The sequence below is a fragment of the Glycomyces tritici genome, assembly GCF_030403505.1.
In genome coordinates this window covers 13762-29394 of the sequence record NZ_JAUEMJ010000014.1, presented here as the reverse complement: position 1 = coordinate 29394, position 15633 = coordinate 13762, and the positions used below count along the sequence as shown (strand labels likewise).

16 protein-coding genes are annotated in these 15633 nt (G+C 73.0%); 11 read left to right on the top strand and 5 right to left on the bottom strand.

The window, feature by feature from the left end:
* Nucleotides 1–53: 53 nt before the first annotated feature.
* On the top strand, nucleotides 54–1223 hold the full coding sequence (locus QWI33_RS27705; RefSeq protein WP_289959932.1) for a chorismate-binding protein: 1170 nt from the start codon (nucleotides 54–56) through the stop codon (nucleotides 1221–1223).
* Here the strand turns inward: QWI33_RS27705 and QWI33_RS27700 are convergent.
* Nucleotides 1220–1471 carry a hypothetical protein gene (locus QWI33_RS27700; protein ID WP_289959931.1) on the bottom strand — a complete coding sequence of 84 codons (252 nt, stop codon included), beginning with the start codon at nucleotides 1469–1471 and terminating at the stop codon, nucleotides 1220–1222. The genes QWI33_RS27705 and QWI33_RS27700 overlap by 4 nt on opposite strands.
* A gap of 223 nt (nucleotides 1472–1694) precedes the next feature.
* Between QWI33_RS27700 and QWI33_RS27695 the strand changes: the two genes are divergently transcribed.
* On the top strand, nucleotides 1695–2063 hold the full coding sequence (locus QWI33_RS27695; protein WP_289959930.1) for an ankyrin repeat domain-containing protein: 369 nt from the start codon (nucleotides 1695–1697) through the stop codon (nucleotides 2061–2063).
* Here the strand turns inward: QWI33_RS27695 and QWI33_RS27690 are convergent, their stop codons facing one another.
* Nucleotides 2064–2990 (bottom strand): LysR family transcriptional regulator, encoded by a 927-nt coding sequence (locus tag QWI33_RS27690; protein WP_289959929.1) that lies wholly within the window; start codon nucleotides 2988–2990, stop codon nucleotides 2064–2066.
* A gap of 77 nt (nucleotides 2991–3067) precedes the next feature.
* Between QWI33_RS27690 and QWI33_RS27685 the strand changes: the two genes are divergently transcribed.
* The 7 genes from QWI33_RS27685 (at nucleotide 3068) to uppS (ending at nucleotide 9112) form a co-directional block, all read left to right on the top strand.
* The gene (locus tag QWI33_RS27685; RefSeq protein WP_289959928.1) at nucleotides 3068–3805 is read left to right on the top strand and encodes a succinate dehydrogenase cytochrome b subunit; all 738 of its coding nucleotides are present in this window, start codon (nucleotides 3068–3070) and stop codon (nucleotides 3803–3805) included.
* Between the two features lies 1 nt (nucleotide 3806).
* The gene (locus tag QWI33_RS27680) at nucleotides 3807–5744 is read left to right on the top strand and encodes a fumarate reductase/succinate dehydrogenase flavoprotein subunit (protein ID WP_289959927.1); all 1938 of its coding nucleotides are present in this window, start codon (nucleotides 3807–3809) and stop codon (nucleotides 5742–5744) included.
* A complete protein-coding gene (locus tag QWI33_RS27675) occupies nucleotides 5741–6487 on the top strand; it encodes a succinate dehydrogenase/fumarate reductase iron-sulfur subunit (RefSeq protein WP_289959926.1) in 747 nt (248 codons plus the stop codon). Before QWI33_RS27680 ends, QWI33_RS27675 begins: the two co-directional genes overlap by 4 nt.
* A 255-nt stretch (nucleotides 6488–6742) precedes the next feature.
* Nucleotides 6743–7501 (top strand): MerR family transcriptional regulator, encoded by a 759-nt coding sequence (locus QWI33_RS27670; RefSeq protein ID WP_289959925.1) that lies wholly within the window; start codon nucleotides 6743–6745, stop codon nucleotides 7499–7501.
* 82 nt (nucleotides 7502–7583) lie between these two features.
* Nucleotides 7584–8000 (top strand): type II toxin-antitoxin system Phd/YefM family antitoxin, encoded by a 417-nt coding sequence (locus QWI33_RS27665; protein ID WP_289959924.1) that lies wholly within the window; start codon nucleotides 7584–7586, stop codon nucleotides 7998–8000.
* Nucleotides 7909–8304, top strand: a complete 396-nt coding sequence (locus QWI33_RS27660; protein ID WP_353895571.1) for a type II toxin-antitoxin system VapC family toxin — start codon at nucleotides 7909–7911, stop codon at nucleotides 8302–8304. Before QWI33_RS27665 ends, QWI33_RS27660 begins: the two co-directional genes overlap by 92 nt.
* Before the next feature lie 43 nt (nucleotides 8305–8347).
* Nucleotides 8348–9112 carry a polyprenyl diphosphate synthase gene (gene uppS, locus QWI33_RS27655; RefSeq protein WP_289959923.1) on the top strand — a complete coding sequence of 255 codons (765 nt, stop codon included), beginning with the start codon at nucleotides 8348–8350 and terminating at the stop codon, nucleotides 9110–9112.
* On the opposite strand, the gene QWI33_RS27650 is transcribed toward uppS, so the two are convergent.
* Nucleotides 9109–9486, bottom strand: a complete 378-nt coding sequence (locus tag QWI33_RS27650) for a cupin domain-containing protein (protein ID WP_289959922.1) — start codon at nucleotides 9484–9486, stop codon at nucleotides 9109–9111. The genes uppS and QWI33_RS27650 overlap by 4 nt on opposite strands.
* Before the next feature lie 59 nt (nucleotides 9487–9545).
* On the opposite strand from QWI33_RS27650, the gene QWI33_RS29540 reads away from it, so the two are divergent.
* Nucleotides 9546–10019, top strand: coding sequence for a MarR family winged helix-turn-helix transcriptional regulator (locus tag QWI33_RS29540; protein WP_353895570.1), 474 nt, complete (start codon nucleotides 9546–9548; stop codon nucleotides 10017–10019).
* A gap of 445 nt (nucleotides 10020–10464) precedes the next feature.
* On the top strand, nucleotides 10465–10722 hold the full coding sequence (locus QWI33_RS29535; protein WP_353895569.1) for a hypothetical protein: 258 nt from the start codon (nucleotides 10465–10467) through the stop codon (nucleotides 10720–10722).
* 612 nt (nucleotides 10723–11334) lie between these two features.
* Here QWI33_RS29535 and QWI33_RS27640 read toward each other — a convergent pair.
* Both QWI33_RS27640 and QWI33_RS27635 read right to left on the bottom strand, forming a co-directional pair.
* Nucleotides 11335–13986, bottom strand: a complete 2652-nt coding sequence (locus QWI33_RS27640; RefSeq protein ID WP_289959920.1) for an IucA/IucC family protein — start codon at nucleotides 13984–13986, stop codon at nucleotides 11335–11337.
* Nucleotides 13983–15596, bottom strand: coding sequence for an IucA/IucC family protein (locus QWI33_RS27635; protein ID WP_289959919.1), 1614 nt, complete (start codon nucleotides 15594–15596; stop codon nucleotides 13983–13985). Before QWI33_RS27635 ends, QWI33_RS27640 begins: the two co-directional genes overlap by 4 nt.
* Nucleotides 15597–15633: the final 37 nt, after the last annotated feature.

Sequence of the window (15633 nt, the reverse complement as noted above, 5' to 3'; positions counted from 1 at the left end):
AGGTGAGCCACACGGCTCGGGCCGCGGGGCCCGGGCGCGGTGATACTGGATCCATGCCGAACTTCCGCGCCGTCCGCCCCGCCCCGCCGGGCGTGCCCGCGGCGTGCCGGGACCGGCTCGTCGAAGTCGACCGGCTCGAATGGCGCCTGGGCGACGGCGGCGACCCGGCCGCGCTGGCCGCCGCCTTCCGCGCCCGCCACCTCGGCGGCACCGGCGGGCACGCCGATGCGGACGGGTCGGTCTGCGGTGTCGCGGTGCTCGTGTCGGCCGCCGCCGGCGCGTTCATGATCGGCGGCGCGACCGGCGCCCCCAGTCCGGTCCCGGCGGTGCCGGACCTCGCGCTCGTGGCCTATGCGCACGGGCCCGTCCGCGAGGGCGACGCCCCCGGCCAGTTCACCGTCGGTGCGTGGGAGGCGTCCTGGTCGGGGGCCGACCACGCCAAGGCCGTCACCGTCGTGCAGGACGCGATCGCCCGCGGCGACGTCTACGTGGCCAACATCGTGGGGCACCGGCGCGCCCGGTGGCGCGGGGACCCCGCCGCCCTGGCCGAAGCGGCCTCCACAGTGACCGGTGCGACCTGGGGCGGCGTCCTCGCCGGCGACGACTGGCTCGTGGCCTCCGGGTCACCGGAGTGCTTCCTCACCGCCGACGACGCGACCGCGGCCACGTACCCCATCAAAGGCACCGCACCGGCCACAGAGGACGGACGGGCCGCGCTCCTGGCCTCGGTCAAGGAACGCGCCGAGCACGTCATGATCGTCGACCTCGAACGCAACGACCTCGCCCAGGTGGCCGCCCCCGGCACCGTCACGGTCAAAGACCTCTTCCACATCGGCCGCTGGGCCGACCTGTGGCAGGCCGAGTCCACCGTCACCGCCGACCTCGCCCCCGGCACCGGCTTCACCGACCTGCTGCGCGCCATGTGCCCGCCCGGATCGGTCACCGGCGCGCCCAAACTCGCCGTCCTCGACCTCGTCGGCGGCCTCGAACCGGTGGGCCGCGGCCCCGCCATGGGCGCCTTCGGCTACCTCACCGGGGACCAGTCCCGCCTGGGCGTCACCATCCGCACCGTCGCCCTCGACGCCGAGCACGCCCACATCTGGTCCGGCGGCGGCATCACCTGGCGCTCCGACCCCGGAGCCGAAGTGGCCGAAGCCGATGCGAAGGCCGCCGGCGTCGCCGCCGCCCTCGGCCAGACGCCCTCGGACCGGTCCGGCGGCTAAGCCCGCGCCGAACGCCAGATCGCGAGTGTCTGCTCCTTCGCCTGGTCCCGCAGCGCATCGGGCCACTCCGCCCGGTACAGGCGCAGCCGCGGCGTCGAGGAGTCGAGCTCGACCACGCACCCCAGCGCCATCGGCGGATCGGGGTGGACGCGCCGCAGCCACACGGTCCCGGTATTGCCGTCGTCGCCGCTCACTTGAATAGTGCGATGCTCCAATTGGAACTGCCCTAGGATTTTCGGCTCGCTCATGCCCGAGTCCTCACCGTTTGTGTCCCACCGTTAGAAGGAACCGCGGCGGAGTCGTGTCAGCGAAGCGCCCGCGCGGGCCCGACTCAATCTTTGCCACCCCCGCGCAGCCGTGTCAATACCCGGCCGGGCACCTGCGAGGGTGAACTCCACTGGGAGCGGTCCATTGCGGAGGCCGCGCACGAACCCGTACGTTCACCCGTCCGGGTGTGAAAAACTGTGGGACGTGAGCGATGACGAGGATTTCAACGACATAGCCGAAGCCGCCTTCGACCTGGCCCGCACCGGCGAGGCCGAGCGACTGATCCGCTTCGTCGAGACCGGCCTCCCGGTCGACCTGGTGAACGGCTCGGGCGACTCCCTGCTGATGCTGGCCGCCTACCACGGCCACGCCGACACCGTCCGCGCCCTGATCAAGGCCGGCGCCGACATCGAACGGCGCAACGACCGCGACCAGTCCCCGCTCGCCGGAGCCGTCTTCAAGGACTACCGCGACGTCGCCGCCGTCCTCCTCGACGCCGGGGCCGACCCCGACGCCGGCACCCCCTCCGCCCGCCAGATCGCCGCCATGTTCGCCAGGGACACCTTCACGTAGTCAGAGGGCCTGCATGCCCTGCGGCAACCGCCCCCAGGCGTGCAGGTCCGTCAGATGCGCCTCCAGCGACGCCGCGAACGCCCCCGCCGCCTTCGTCAGCGGCGCCTCCCGCCGCGCGGCGAGGGCGATCGTGCGGCTCGCCCCCGGCGGCGCCAGCGGCGTCGCCCGCAGCCCCGGCCGCCCGGCCGCGATCATCGCCGGCAGCAGCGCGATCCCCAGCCCCGCCTCCACCAGCGACGCCACCGCGTCCGTCGCACCCCCGTCCACGCCCGTGCGCGGCGTGAACCCTGCCGCCTCGCACGTCGTGATCGTCAGGTCCCGCAGGTCGTACCCGTGCGCGGGCAGCACGAACGCCTGCTCCCGCAGCTGCGGCAGCCCGATGAACCCCTGCCGCGTCAACGGCGGCAGATGCGCCGCCGAAGCCACCACCAGGGCCTCCGACAGGAGCGGCTGCACGCTCAGCCCGGCCACCTCGGCCATGTCGCCCACCGTGAACGCCAGGTCCAGGTCCCCGGCCGACAAGTGGTCGGTCAGCGGCCCCGAACCGTCCTCGGTCAAGGTCACCGTCACCCCCGGATGCGCCTCCAGGTACCGGGTCAGCAGCGGCGCGATCAGCCACGAGCACAGCGACGGCGTCGCGCCCAGCCGCAGGTGGCCCGCGCGCACGGCCAGTACGTCGTCGATGTCCGAGCGCGCCGCCGTCACCGCCGCGGTGATCCGCCGCGCGTGCGGCAGCAGCGTCTGGCCCGCGTCGGTCAACTCGATCCGGCCCCGCGCGCGCGTGAACAGCGGCGCGCCCAGCTCCGATTCGAGCGCCTGGATCTGCTTGCTCAATGACGGTTGTGTCACACCGAGTTCTTCGGCCGCATGGGTGAAATGCCGGGTTTGTGCGACAGCGAGGAAGGCCTGAAGTTGCTGCGGACGCATGTGCATAACCTAACGGCATGAAAGAGCGCCACGCCATGAATTGGACCCGTGACCCGCATCGCGTCTAGCCTCTGGACGTGTCTACGGATTTGCAGAAACGCCCCGCCGCGAGGCCGGCCAGGCGCCCCCGGGCGCCCCAGGCGCCATGGCGCTCCAACATCGGCCTGAAGATCGCCATGGCGGTCTCCGGCATCCTCCTCGTGCTGTTCCTCGCCGCCCACATGGCCGGGAACCTCCACGTCTTCGAGGGCCGCGAGGCGATGAACGAGTACGCCCACGGCCTGCGCACCATCGGCGAACCGCTCCTGCCCCACGAGAGCCTCCTGTGGATCCTGCGCATCGGCCTCATCGCCTGCGCCGTCGTCCACATCTGGTCCGCGGTCGTCCTCACCCGCCGCGCCCTCCGGGCCCGCCCGGTCCGGTACGCGTCCAAGAAGCCCGCCAAGGGCGAGTCGCGCCACGCCGTCGCCACCATGCGCTGGGGCGCGATCGTCGTCTTCCTCTTCATCATCTGGCACCTGCTGGACCTGACCTTCCGCAGCGTGAACCCGGTCAAGGACGTCCCCGACGCCTACGGCGCCGTCATCGCCACGTTCAGCCCCGAGCGCTGGCCGGTCACCGTGTTCTACCTGCTGGCGCTCTTCGCGCTGTTCTTCCACCTGCGCCACGGCGTCTGGTCGGCCGTGCAGACCATCGCCGGCCCGGACACGAAGTGGCGGGGGCGCACCCAGGCGATCGGCCTCGCGGTCGCCCTCATCATCGTCTTGGGGTTCGCCATCGTCCCCATCTCGGTCACGTTCGGACTGGTGAACTGATATGAGCACTGACTTCTACCGGGAGGGCGCACCCGCCCTCGACACGAAGGCCCCCGCCGGGCCCATCAGCGAGCGCTGGGAGAAGCGGCGCTTCTCCGGGCGGCTGGTGAACCCGGCCAACCGCCGCAAGCTGCGCGTCATCGTCGTCGGCACCGGCCTGGCCGGCGCCTCCGCCGCCGCCACGCTCGGCGAGCTGGGCTACCGGGTCGCCAACTACTGCTTCCAGGACTCCTCGCGCCGGGCGCACTCGATCGCCGCGCAGGGCGGCATCAACGCCGCGAAGAACTACCGCAACGACGGCGACAGCGTGCACCGCCTGTTCTACGACACCGTCAAGGGCGGCGACTTCCGCTCCCGCGAGTCCAACGTGCACCGCCTGGCCGAGGTCTCCACCGAGATCATCGACCAGTGCGTCGCCCAGGGCGTCCCGTTCGCCCGCGAGTACGGCGGCCTGCTCGACAACCGCTCCTTCGGCGGCGCGCAGGTCTCCCGCACGTTCTACGCCCGCGGCCAGACCGGCCAGCAGCTGCTCCTGGGCGCCTACCAGGCCCTGCAGCGCCAGGTCGCCGCCGGCACCGTGGACCTGCACACCCGCCACGAGATGCTCGAGCTCATCATCGTCGAAGGCAAGGCCCGCGGCATCGTCGTGCGCGACCTGGTCACCGGCGAGATCTCCACCGAGCTCGCCGACGCGGTCGTCCTCGCCACCGGCGGGTACGGCAACGTGTACTTCCTGTCGACGAACGCCATGGGCTGCAACGTCACCGCGGGCTGGCGCGCGCACCGCAAGGGCGCCTACTTCGCCAACCCCTGCTACACGCAGATCCACCCGACCTGCATCCCGCAGTCCGGCGAGCACCAGTCGAAGCTCACGCTCATGTCCGAGTCGCTGCGCAACGACGGGCGCGTGTGGGTGCCCAAGAAGAAGGGCGACGACCGCCACCCGGCCGACATCCCCGAGGCCGAGCGCGACTACTACCTCGAGCGCCGCTACCCGGCGTTCGGCAACCTCGTGCCCCGCGACATCGCCTCCCGCGCGGCCAAAGTGGTGTGCGACGAGGGCCACGGGGTCGGCCCCGGCGGGCTCGGCGTCTACCTCGACTTCGCCGGCGCGATCGAGCGCCTGGGCAAGAAGGCCGTGGAAGCCAAGTACGGCAACCTGTTCGACATGTACGAGCGGATCACCGGCGAGAACCCGTACGAGCGCCCCATGCGCATCTACCCGGCCGTGCACTACACGATGGGCGGGCTGTGGGTCGACTACGACCTCTCCTCGAACATCCCCGGCCTGTTCGTGGCCGGCGAGGCGAACTTCTCCGACCACGGCGCCAACCGCCTGGGCGCCTCGGCGCTCATGCAGGGCCTCTCGGACGGCTACTTCGTCCTGCCGAACACCATCTCGGACTACCTCGCCGACGGGCCGTTCGACGCCCTCGACGAGAGCCACGAGGAGGTCGCCGCCGCCCGCAAGGCCGTGGACGACCGCATCGCGTTCTTCCTCAACAACGACGGCGACCGCACCGTCGACTCCTTCCACCGTGAACTGGGCAAGATCATGTGGGAGTACTGCGGGATGGAGCGCACCGACGAGGGCCTGCGCAAGGCCATCGGCCTCATCCGAAGCCTCAAGGACGAGTTCTACCGCCGCGTCAAGGTCACCGGCAAGGCCGAGGCCCTCAACCAGGAGCTGGAGAAGGCCGGCCGCGTCGCCGACTTCCTCGAACTCGGCGAGCTCATGTGCATCGACGCCCTGCACCGCACCGAGTCCTGCGGCGGGCACTTCCGCGCCGAGTCCCAGACCGAGGACGGCGAGGCCAAGCGCGACGACGACAACTTCTCGTACGTCGCGGCCTGGGAGTTCGGGGAGGACGCGCCCGTCCTCCACAAGGAAGCCCTCGAGTTCGAATACGTCAAGCCCACCCAACGGAGCTACAAGTGAAGCTGTCCCTGCGCATCTGGCGCCAGCCCGACGCCCAAGCCCCGGGCAAGATGGTCTCCTACGAGATCGACGAGGTCTCCGAGGACGCCTCGTTCCTGGAGATGCTCGACGTCCTCAACGAACGACTCATCAGCGAAGGCGACGACCCGATCGCGTTCGACCACGACTGCCGTGAGGGCATCTGCGGCGCCTGCTCGCTCGTCATCGACGGCCAGGCGCACGGCCCGCAGGCCGCCACCACGACCTGCCAGCTGCACATGCGCAAGTTCAAGGACGGCGACTCGATCGACGTCGAGCCCTGGCGCGCCGGCGCGTTCCCGGTCATCAAGGACCTCGTCGTCGACCGCTCGGCGTTCGACCGGATCATCCAGGCCGGCGGGTACATCTCCGCGCCGACCGGGACCGCCCCGGACGCGCACGCCGTGCCGATCCCCAAGCAGGACGCCGACGCCGCGTTCAGCGCCGCCGCGTGCATCGGCTGCGGCGCCTGCGTCGCGGCCTGCCCCAACGGCTCGGGCATGCTCTTCATGGGCGCCAAGGTCACCCACCTGAGCCTCATGCCGCAGGGCCAGCCCGAGCGGGCCACGCGCGTGCTCGGCATGGTCGCCGCCCACGACGAGGCCGGCTTCGGCGGGTGCACCAACACCGGCGAATGCGCCGCCGCGTGCCCCAAGGAGATCGGACTCGACGTCATCGGCCGGCTCAACCGCGACTTCCGCAAGGCCGCGATCCGCGCCGCCTAGCGCACCTGACGTGGAAGAAGCCCCCCGGCGAAAGCCGGGGGGCTTCTCGTTTCACCTGCCCCGCGTGAGCGGGGAGACCCCAAGGGCATGTACGCCCCACGTGAGTGGGTAATGCCGCCCCATGTGAACAACGACCCGGGCGCGGTCAGGTCGCGGCGGCGGGCCGTGACCCGTGTCTCTCTCCAGGAACCTTGCAGTTGACGCTGCGTCAGCCCCTACCGTCGTAACCGCACCGCGAACGAAGGAGCGCCATCGATGGACGACTGGACGACCGCAGAGGTCGCCCGCCTGGCCGGCGTCTCGGCGCGCACCCTGCGCCACTACGACGCCATCGGCCTCCTGGAACCGGCCTCCCACGACCGCGGCGGCCAGCGCCGCTACGGTCGGCCCGAACTGCTGCGGCTGCAGCAGATCCTCCTGCTCAAACGCCTCGGTCTGCGGCTCGACGTCGTGGCCGAGATCCTCGCGGGCGACCTCGAGCCCGTCGACGCCCTGAAGCGGCACGCCGCCGAGCTCGACACCGAGCGCTCCCGCCTCGACCGCCTCGCGGCCACCGTCGAGGCGACCATCCGACAACTCGAAGGAGGCCAGCCCATGGCGCCTGAAACCTGGTTCGGCGGACTCGACCCCGCCACCGAGGCCCACTACCGCGACGAGGCCCGCAGGCGGTGGGGCCAGGCCGTCGTCGACCGCGCCTGGAGCGTCCTGCAGGAGCTCACCCCTGAGGAGCGCCGGGCGATCCCCGACGCGTTCCACGCGATCAACGCCCGCCTGGCCGAGCTGCGCGGGGCCGGGAGGGCGGCGGACGACCAGGAGGTGCAGGAGGTCGTCGTCGACCACTACTGGCTCATCGCCAAGCACTGGGGCTCGGAGCCGACCGCCGAGGCCTATCGGGGCCTGGGCGCGCTCTACACGGACGAGCCGCGCTTTCGGGAGACCTACGAGCAGGTGGGGGAGGGCTTCGCCGCGTACATGCGCGAGGCCATGAACGCCTACGCCGCCGCGAACCTGTAGCGAACGGGGGCGGCCCGGTCGGGCCGCCCCCGTAGTACGCTTTGTAGGTACTCACTGTGGGTACATGCTGGGGAGGACGTCGATGCGAGAGATCACGGTACGGGAGTTCTCGCACAACCCGAGCGCGATACTCGCGCAGGCGGAGAAGGGGGAGCCGGTGACGGTCACCAAGCGCGGCAAGCCGATTGCGATCCTGGTTCCGGCTTCGGGGCATCTGGGGCGGTATTCCCAGCTGGTGGCCGAGGGCAGGGTCCGGCTGACCTCGTTCACGACCGACGACCTCGATCGAAGGCCGCGCTACCGCAGCGACCGGCCCGGGAACCCGATCCAGACGATCCTCGACATGAAGGACGAGGACGCCGGCCGGGAAGCGGACATGCACCGGATCCTGGGCGGGGAACCCGAGCGTGATTTACCTCGACGCCTGCGCGCTGCTGGCCTTGAGCGTGCAGCGGGACCCGGTCGACGACCTGGTCGACTTTTTGAGGAAGCATCCTGAGACGCCGCTCGGCTCGAGCGCCATCGGGTTCATGGAGACCGTGCGCGGCGCCGCCGAGTACGGCCAGTACCCGAACATGCTGTCCGAACTGCAGTCGCAGTACGCCGAGCTCACGGTCACCGCCGAGGTCATCGAGATCGCCTCGACCCTGCCGCGGCGCATCCGCTCGCTCGACGCGCTGCATCTGGCCACCGCGTTGAGCATCGCCGACTACCTGACGGCGTTCGTCAGCTACGACCGGCGCCTGATCGAGGCCGCCCGCGACCACGGGCTTCCTGCCGCCTCCCCCGGAATGAACCTGTAAGCGCAACGGCCGCTTTCGGGTTCGCCCCGATAGGCTGTGCGGCATGCGCGCACCCCGAGTCCTCTACCGCTGGTATGCGAGGCGCCTGCGCCGCAGGCTGAACGGTGCGTCGCTGCCGCGGCATGTGGCCGTGGCGATGGACGGGAACCGGCGCTGGGCCCGGCAGCAGGGCTTCGACGATCCCGGTGTCGGCCACCGCTACGGGGCCGAGCACTTGGAGGACCTCCTGGAGTGGTGCGCCGGGATCGGCATCGGGCACGTCACCGTGTACGTGGCCTCGCAGGACAACCTCACCAAGCGCGACGGCGGCGAGGTCGCGCACTTGATGGCGATGATCGAGGAGATCGTCGCCGAGCGGCTCATGCGCCCGGGGAACCGGTGGCGGCTCCACCTCGCGGGGCGATCGGACCACCTGCCCGATTCGACCGCGCACGCGCTCAAGGCCGCCGTCGAGGCGACCGGCGAGCGCACGGGCGGGCACCTGACGATCGCGATCGGCTACGACGGCCAGGTCGAGATCGTCGACGCCGTCCGGTCCCTGCTGGAGGCCGAGGCGGCCCGGGGCACCGCCGTCGGGGACCTCGCCGAGCGGTTGACGGCGGCCGACATCGGCGCCCACCGGTACACGCCGGAGCTGCCGGGCGCCGACCTCATCATCCGCACCAGCGGCGAGCGGCGGCTCTCGAGCTTCCTGCTGTGGCAGTCGGCGGGCGCCGAGCTGTACTTCTGCGACGTCTACTGGCCCGGGTTCCGGGAGGTCGACTTCCTGCGGGCGCTGCGCGACTTCGCCCGGCGCCGCGCCGCTTAAGCGGTCCAGGGCGGTGTCATCTTCGCGTCCTCCTTGCCGGGCATGTACGCCTGCATGCCGGCCGGGCCGGTGCAGATCGCGGTGAAGCCCTCGGCCCCGGGAGTGAGCTGGCGGGAGGCGTCGGCGGCGATCACGATTGTGTCGCCGGCCGCGAGGTAGGCCGCTTCGGCCTCGACGGTCACGGTGACGGTGCCGGCCAGGACGGTCCAGACCTGCTCGGCGTCGATGTGGTGCACGGGGCCGGCGGTCCCGGGGGCGGCCTCGACCTTCCACAGCGGCGCGGCCGCGCCGCCGAGGCCGGGGGAGGCGAGGGTGGTCATGACCGCTGCGGGGGTCTCGGCGCGGCGGGATTCGGTGCTGCGGACGATGCGCAAGAGGTGTACTCCTAAGATGGACAACATGGTTACCCATATAGTAAACCAGGTTGTCGAACATGGCTGAGGCGACCCCCGGGTACGAGCTCCCGCTGCGGCTCTTCGCCGCCTTCCGGTCCATCATCGACGAGGTCCACGCCGAACTCGCCCGCGAAGGCCACCCCGACATCCGGCCCATGCACGGCTTCGTCTTCCAGGCCATCGGCATCGACGGCACCACCGCCGTCGAACTCGGCGCCCGCCTGGGCGTCAGCAAGCAGGCCGCCGGCAAGACCATCGCGAACCTCGAGAAGGGCGGCTACGTCGAACGCGGCACCGACGCCCGCGACGCCCGCCGCAAGATCGTGCGCCTCACCGGCAAAGGCGTCGAGGTCCTCGACCGCTCCGCCCGCCTCTTCGAGACCATCCAGACCCGCTGGGCCGAAGCCATCGGCGAGGACCGGCTCGCCGCACTCCACGCCGACCTGCGCACCCTCACCCCCGGCGAGCTCTTCCAGCTCGACACACCCGGCTGGTTCGGCGCCGACCGCTAACCGCGGCCCCTCGCCGTGGGCCGCGATGAACCGGTTCGCCGCCAGCACCAGCGGCTCGTGCTCGGCCGCCGCATGACGCGTGCGCAACCGGTCGCACAACTCCGCCAGCGCCGCCGCGAGGTCGTGGAGGATCGGCCCCTGCTTCCCGGTGGCCGTGAGCGCCATGAGCATCGCCAGCCACGCCGGGCCGTGGTCGCGGAAGTTCAGGTGCAGGTTCCGCTCCCCGAGCCGGTCCGCGGCGGTGAGCAGGTAGTGGACCTCGGTGGCGATGCGCCACGCCAGATTCGGGTGCGTCGGGGCGAGCACGTCGACCGCCGGCTCGACCGTATGCAGCGCCACCGCCGCGAGCCCGGGGTCGCAGCGGGCGCTGATCGTCGCCGGGGCGTCCCGTCCGGCCGGATCGGGGCACAGGCGCTCGATCAGGCGCGGGTCCAGGAACGCGCCCATGCGCATCGCCGTCTCCAAGGCCGCGCGCAGCGTCAACGGGATCGGCGCCGACGGCGGCTCCACACCCGGGAAATGCCGCTTGAGCAGATCCGCCGCGCCCTTCGCGTGCGCCGGCCGCCCGGCCGCCGCATGCAGCGCCGCCGCCAACCGCAGGCTGTCGCGCAGCAGCCCCGCCGTACCGTCCAGGCCGATCCCCTCGGCGCCGAACCCGCCCGGGGCGGCCTGGCGGGCCGCGATGAGCATCCGGGTCGCCTGATCGGCCGCCCCCACGGCCAGGTCCGGGTCCGCCGCGCGGGCGAACACCCGCGCGGCCCTGGCGATCGCATCGGCCAGGATCGTGAACCCCGGACTCACCGGATCGGCCGGGTCCACGTCGTCGAGCAGCCCCAGCGCCGCGTCCGCCTCCGTCGCCGCCGTCAAGAGCCGGCCGGCGCCGACCGCGGCCTCGGCCAGGTCCAGGCGCGCCGCGGCCCGCTCCACCGGACCGGCCTCCAGGCCCGCGGTGATCGACACCCGCTCCCGCTGCGCCGCATACGCCTGCGCGACCTCGCCCACCGCCGAATGCGACGCCGCCAGGTCCGCCAGAAGCTCCGCGAAGTCGCTGCGCGTGCCCCGGTCCTCCGGGTGCACGGCCAGGCAGCCGCGGAACTCGCCCACCGCATGCGCGTAGACCGCAAGGGCGCCTTGATGGTTCCCCGCAGCCGCCAGCTTCACGGCATCGCGGTGCGTCCGCCGGGCATGGCGCCGATTGGGCATACGGACTCCTCAGCGAGGGATCGAGGCGGTCGCTCGCGCCGTCGGGACGGACGACGCGTCGGCTTCGGGCCCTTCATCGTAGACGCACCCCGCCGGTGCGCGGATCCGCCGATCAGCCGATGACGACCTGCTCGGGCCCCGGGTGCCCCAGGAACCGGTCATGCGAGATCTCCCACCCGTACGCACCGGCATTGGCGAACACCAGGCGATCCCCGACGGCCAGCGACGACACGAACTGGCCGCCGTTGAGCACATCCCGCGGCGTGCACAGCTCACCGCACACCCGCACCTCCACATCGGACCACACCGGGCCCGTGCGCGGACCCGGCACCACCGCGAAGGGATGCGAGTACCCCCACGCCGCCGGCAGCCGGAAATGATGCGTCCCACCCCGCACCACCGCGAACGCCTGCCCCCGCACCGTCTTCAGATCCAGGACCTCGGCCACGTACCAGCCCGCCGGCGCCGCCGCGTACCGGCCCGGCTCGAACACCAGCTCCGCCCCGCCCGCATCCAACCCGCGCAAACCCGCCGCCAGCGCGCCCAGATCGATCCGCGCCCCGCGCGGGTCGGCCCCGAGCCCCCCGCCAACGTTCACGTACCGCAGCGCGAACCGGCCCCGGGACGCCGCCTGCGACCACGCCAGCGCATCGCGCACATGCCACGCGTACGCCTCGGCCTCAAGGCAGTTCGACACCGCGTGCAGATGGAACCCCGCCACGTCCAGGCCCAGGCCCAGCGCCCGCTCGAGCGCCGCCGGCACCTGCGCCTCGTCGATCCCGAACGGCGTGGGCACCCCCGTCATCTGATGCGTCCCCGGCAGCGCCCGCCCCCGGTTCACCCGCAGTGCGACCGGCCCGGCGAACCCGGCCGCCGCCAGCCCCTCGAGCTCGCGCACGCTCTCGGCGTGCATCCACAGCGGCACCGCGCACGCCGCCGCCGCGGCCAGATCCGCCGGGGTCTTCGCCGGCCCCGAGAACGCCAGCCGCTGCGCACCCGCGGCCCGCGCCGCGGCCAGCTCCCCGCCGGAGGCGCACTCGACCCCGTCCGCGGCGGCCGCCGCGGCGGCCAGCACCGCCGGGTTCGCGCAGGCCTTCATCGCGTACAGCACCGTGTGCCCCAGCGTCTCCCGCACCGAGTCCAGGTACGCGCTGACCCCGGCCGGGTCGTAGATCCACGCGCTGGCGGGCGAGGCCAGGGCCCGGACGTGCCGGTCGAGCGTCGGGTGGGCGTGGACGCGGGCGGTGGCGAGCGGGTTGTCCACGGGGGCCTCGATCTCCCCGCCGGGGTGCAGGCGCATGGTCAGCAGGGCCTTGGTGGCCTGCTGCGGCGCGAGGTAGGCCTCGCGTGCCTCGCCCGAGAGGCGGTCGCCGAGTTCGTCGGCGAGCTCGGCCCAGAACGCGGTCCCGTCCAGGCCGAGGTCGCGTTCGAGGACGGCGACGAGGGCCGCGAAGTGGTTCTGGAACAGCGTGTAGGCCACTTTGGACCGGACTTGGCCCATGCTCGCGGCGTTCACCGGGCTGTCGGGCGGCAGTTCGAGGTCCCACGGGAGCGTCGGCAGGTGGATGCGGGCGCCGCCGAGGTCGCGGGAGACGGGGAAGACCGGGTCGGGGCCGCGCATCGCGATGATGCTGTTCTGCAGGTGCGCCTCCAGGCCGATGCCGGCCTCGGCCTTGGTGAGCACCGGGTGGGCGAACAGCCGCGTGTACCTGCGCAGCCACGCGTCGGGGTCGCCGGACCAGCGGGCGTACTCGGCGGCGAGGCTCAGACCGGTCACCGGCGAGGTCGCGGTGAGCGCCGTCGCCGGCACGTACACGAGGTCGCCCGGCTCGGTCGAGGTGAGCGGGGACCGGGCCAGCGCGGTGAGCTCCCGCGACCCCGGCAGCCACGCGCCCGCGGTGTCGGCGAGGATGCGGTGCTCGGATTCGAGCCCGTTGTGGCTGATGCGGTTGATCGCCAGCAGCAGCGCGGACAGGCGCGGGCCCAGGAGCGCGGTCGCGGGGGAGATGTCGCGCCGGGTGGAGGTGACGTGGATGCCCAGGGCCAGTTTCAGGAACCCGGGGGCGCCGTGCCCGGCAAGGGTGCGGATCGCGGCGGTCGGCCAGGCCGGGACGGTCGCCTCCATGACCTCGAGCCGCCCGGAGGCGAACAGGTCCCGGTACCCGGGCAGCACCCGGTGCTCCAGCTGCCACGGGTGGACCGGCAGCACCGGGTCGGGCAGGTCGAGCCCGCGCAGCATCGGGTGGTCGCGGAAGTCGCCGCCGGACCGCTCCAGGACGCCGGCGCGGTCGGCGACGAGGCGGAGGTGGACCGGGCGGGTCGCCTCCAGGTCGTACCGCTCGCGGTCGCGGCGGTCCCAGCCCAGGCGGGTGCGCGCGCACGGGTGCAGTTGGTGCCCTTCGGTCGCGAGGGTCTCCAGCAGCCGCGCCGTGGTGTGCACGTCCCGCCCGCAGGCGGCGACGAGCTCGGCGAGGGTCCCGGCCCCGGCCCGCGCCGCCAGTGCCGCGAGGTGGCGGTTGCGCCGCTCGGCCCTGGACCTGGCCTGCGCGAGGCCCGCGTGCGCCGAGTGCAGCTCGGCCGCCAGGTGCTCGGGCACGGCCGCGCCGATGATCGCCTGGAGGGTCTGCACCGGGTCCTCGTCGGGGCCGGTGACCTCGAGCTGGTTGAAGGCGCGCTCGCGGGCGCCTTCGGGCCGGGGCCGGTCGCGGAAGCCGCCCAGGTTCTCGCGCCATGCGGCGGCCTTGATCTGCGAGGCGAGGTTCACGCCGCCGCCACGGGGTTCTCGACGCGCGCCCAGATGTCCTGGGTCGGCTTGGCGGCCAGGCGCATCGCGGTGGTGGCTTTGATCGGCCACGGGCGTCGCAGGACCGCGTCGGCGATCCACGGGTCGAGGTCGAGGTCGCGGATCGCGCCGGCGACCGTGGACCACCATTTCCCCGGATCGGTGTCGGACCATGCGGCGAGCGCCGCGACGATCGCGGTGAGCGTCGTGGGGAAGAGCGCCGCGAGGAGTTTCGTCAGGCGCGCTTCGGGATCGGCCTGGACGAGGTCGCCTCGGACCTCCGCCCACCGGTCTTGCGCGGGGACCCGGACGCCGCCGAAGTCCCGGTAGACCAGGCTGACCGGTCGGTCCCCGGTGAAGGACGCGAGCGTGTTCTGCCCGTGCGCTTCGAGGGCGACGCCGGTCGCGGCGAACAGTCGCAGTGGCGCCAGCGCGACGCGCGCGAACTCGGCCCACCAGGCCTCCGGGTCGTTCCCGGTCAAGGCGACGGCGATCGGGCGGCCGTCGGACGGGCACGGCTCCGCGAGGGCCGCGATCGGGACCGCGCGGGGGTGGCCGAGCGTGTGCGGGGCGGGGCGCACGATCGCGGCCAGCCGCCGGTCGCGCTCGCCGTCGGCGGTCACCGCGCTGACGGCGGCTTCGGGCACGAGCGTGATGCCGCAGCGGCGGGCTTCCGGGGCCAGCAGCTGCGCGATCCTCGGGCCGTTGTGCATGGAGGCGGGCGAGACGTGCCGGACGGCAGAGGTCAGCTGAAGGTCGACGGCGGTCTTGAGGTGCGTGTCGCCGAGCGAGACGGTCCGCAGGCTCATCAGCGGCGCGGCGCCTGCATGGACGCGGACCGGGGCGTCGAGTCCGCATCTGCGTGCCTGCCATGGGTGCACGGGCACACCGGGCGCTTCGGATCCCTCGGCAGGCCGGTGTCGCCGCAGGTCCGCGCCGTTGCGCCGGACCGTGTCGAAAGCGTACTCACCGAGCGCGAACCTGGCCCGGTGCTCGGGTGCGTAGGAGCGGATCTCGTCGTCGGTGAGCTCGCCGCGCGAGCGGGCGAGCGGGTGGGTGGGATGCCCGAGCAGGACCGCCTGCTCGAACCACACCGACGGGTCCGGGTGCGCCGCGCCGGCGGCGGCCCACAAGTCGGTCGGGTGCGGCCGTGCCGCTTCGAGCGCGAGCGCGGTGCCGCGCACGGCGGCGGCGATCTCGGCGGTAAACCGCTCGGCGTGCGGCGATCCGGCGCTGAGCGACGCGGCGATCTCCACCGCGGTGGCCCCGGTCGCCGGGCCCGGCAGCGACTCGACGGCGGCGGCGGCCCTGAGCCGTTCGGCGACGATCGCGTCCGCGCGTCGGGCGAGGTCCGGGCCGATGCCGACAGTCGCCGCAGTGCGCGCGGCCCCGGGCGAGCCTGCGGCTTCCGCCGCGTCCGCGCGCTCGGCGGCGGCCGGGTCGGCGCGGCGCGCTGGCGAGGCGGCGGTCCGCACCGGGCCGTTCGCGCCGGCACGGTCATCGACGGGCCCGACGGCGCCGTACACGGCGGGTCCGTCGGCGCTTCGGGCGGTGCGCCCGCTGGCGTCGTCGGCTCGGTCGGTGGCGTTCACAGCCTGCACTGTACTGGCGGAACTCGCCGGTGTGGAG

What these genes read in the sequence shown, in the direction of transcription:
- QWI33_RS27665 (WP_289959924.1), top strand. Translation starts at nt 7,584, where the DNA reads ATGCGAGAGATCACGGTACGGGAGTTCTCGCACAACCCGAGCGCGATA.
- QWI33_RS27670 (WP_289959925.1), top strand. Translation starts at nt 6,743, where the DNA reads ATGGACGACTGGACGACCGCAGAGGTCGCCCGCCTGGCCGGCGTCTCG.
- QWI33_RS29540 (WP_353895570.1), top strand. Translation starts at nt 9,546, where the DNA reads ATGGCTGAGGCGACCCCCGGGTACGAGCTCCCGCTGCGGCTCTTCGCC.
- QWI33_RS29535 (WP_353895569.1), top strand. Translation starts at nt 10,465, where the DNA reads ATGCGCATCGCCGTCTCCAAGGCCGCGCGCAGCGTCAACGGGATCGGC.
- QWI33_RS27700 (WP_289959931.1), bottom strand. Translation starts at nt 1,471, where the DNA reads ATGAGCGAGCCGAAAATCCTAGGGCAGTTCCAATTGGAGCATCGCACT.
- QWI33_RS27680 (WP_289959927.1), top strand. Translation starts at nt 3,807, where the DNA reads ATGAGCACTGACTTCTACCGGGAGGGCGCACCCGCCCTCGACACGAAG.
- QWI33_RS27690 (WP_289959929.1), bottom strand. Translation starts at nt 2,990, where the DNA reads ATGCGTCCGCAGCAACTTCAGGCCTTCCTCGCTGTCGCACAAACCCGG.
- uppS (WP_289959923.1), top strand. Translation starts at nt 8,348, where the DNA reads ATGCGCGCACCCCGAGTCCTCTACCGCTGGTATGCGAGGCGCCTGCGC.
- QWI33_RS27705 (WP_289959932.1), top strand. Translation starts at nt 54, where the DNA reads ATGCCGAACTTCCGCGCCGTCCGCCCCGCCCCGCCGGGCGTGCCCGCG.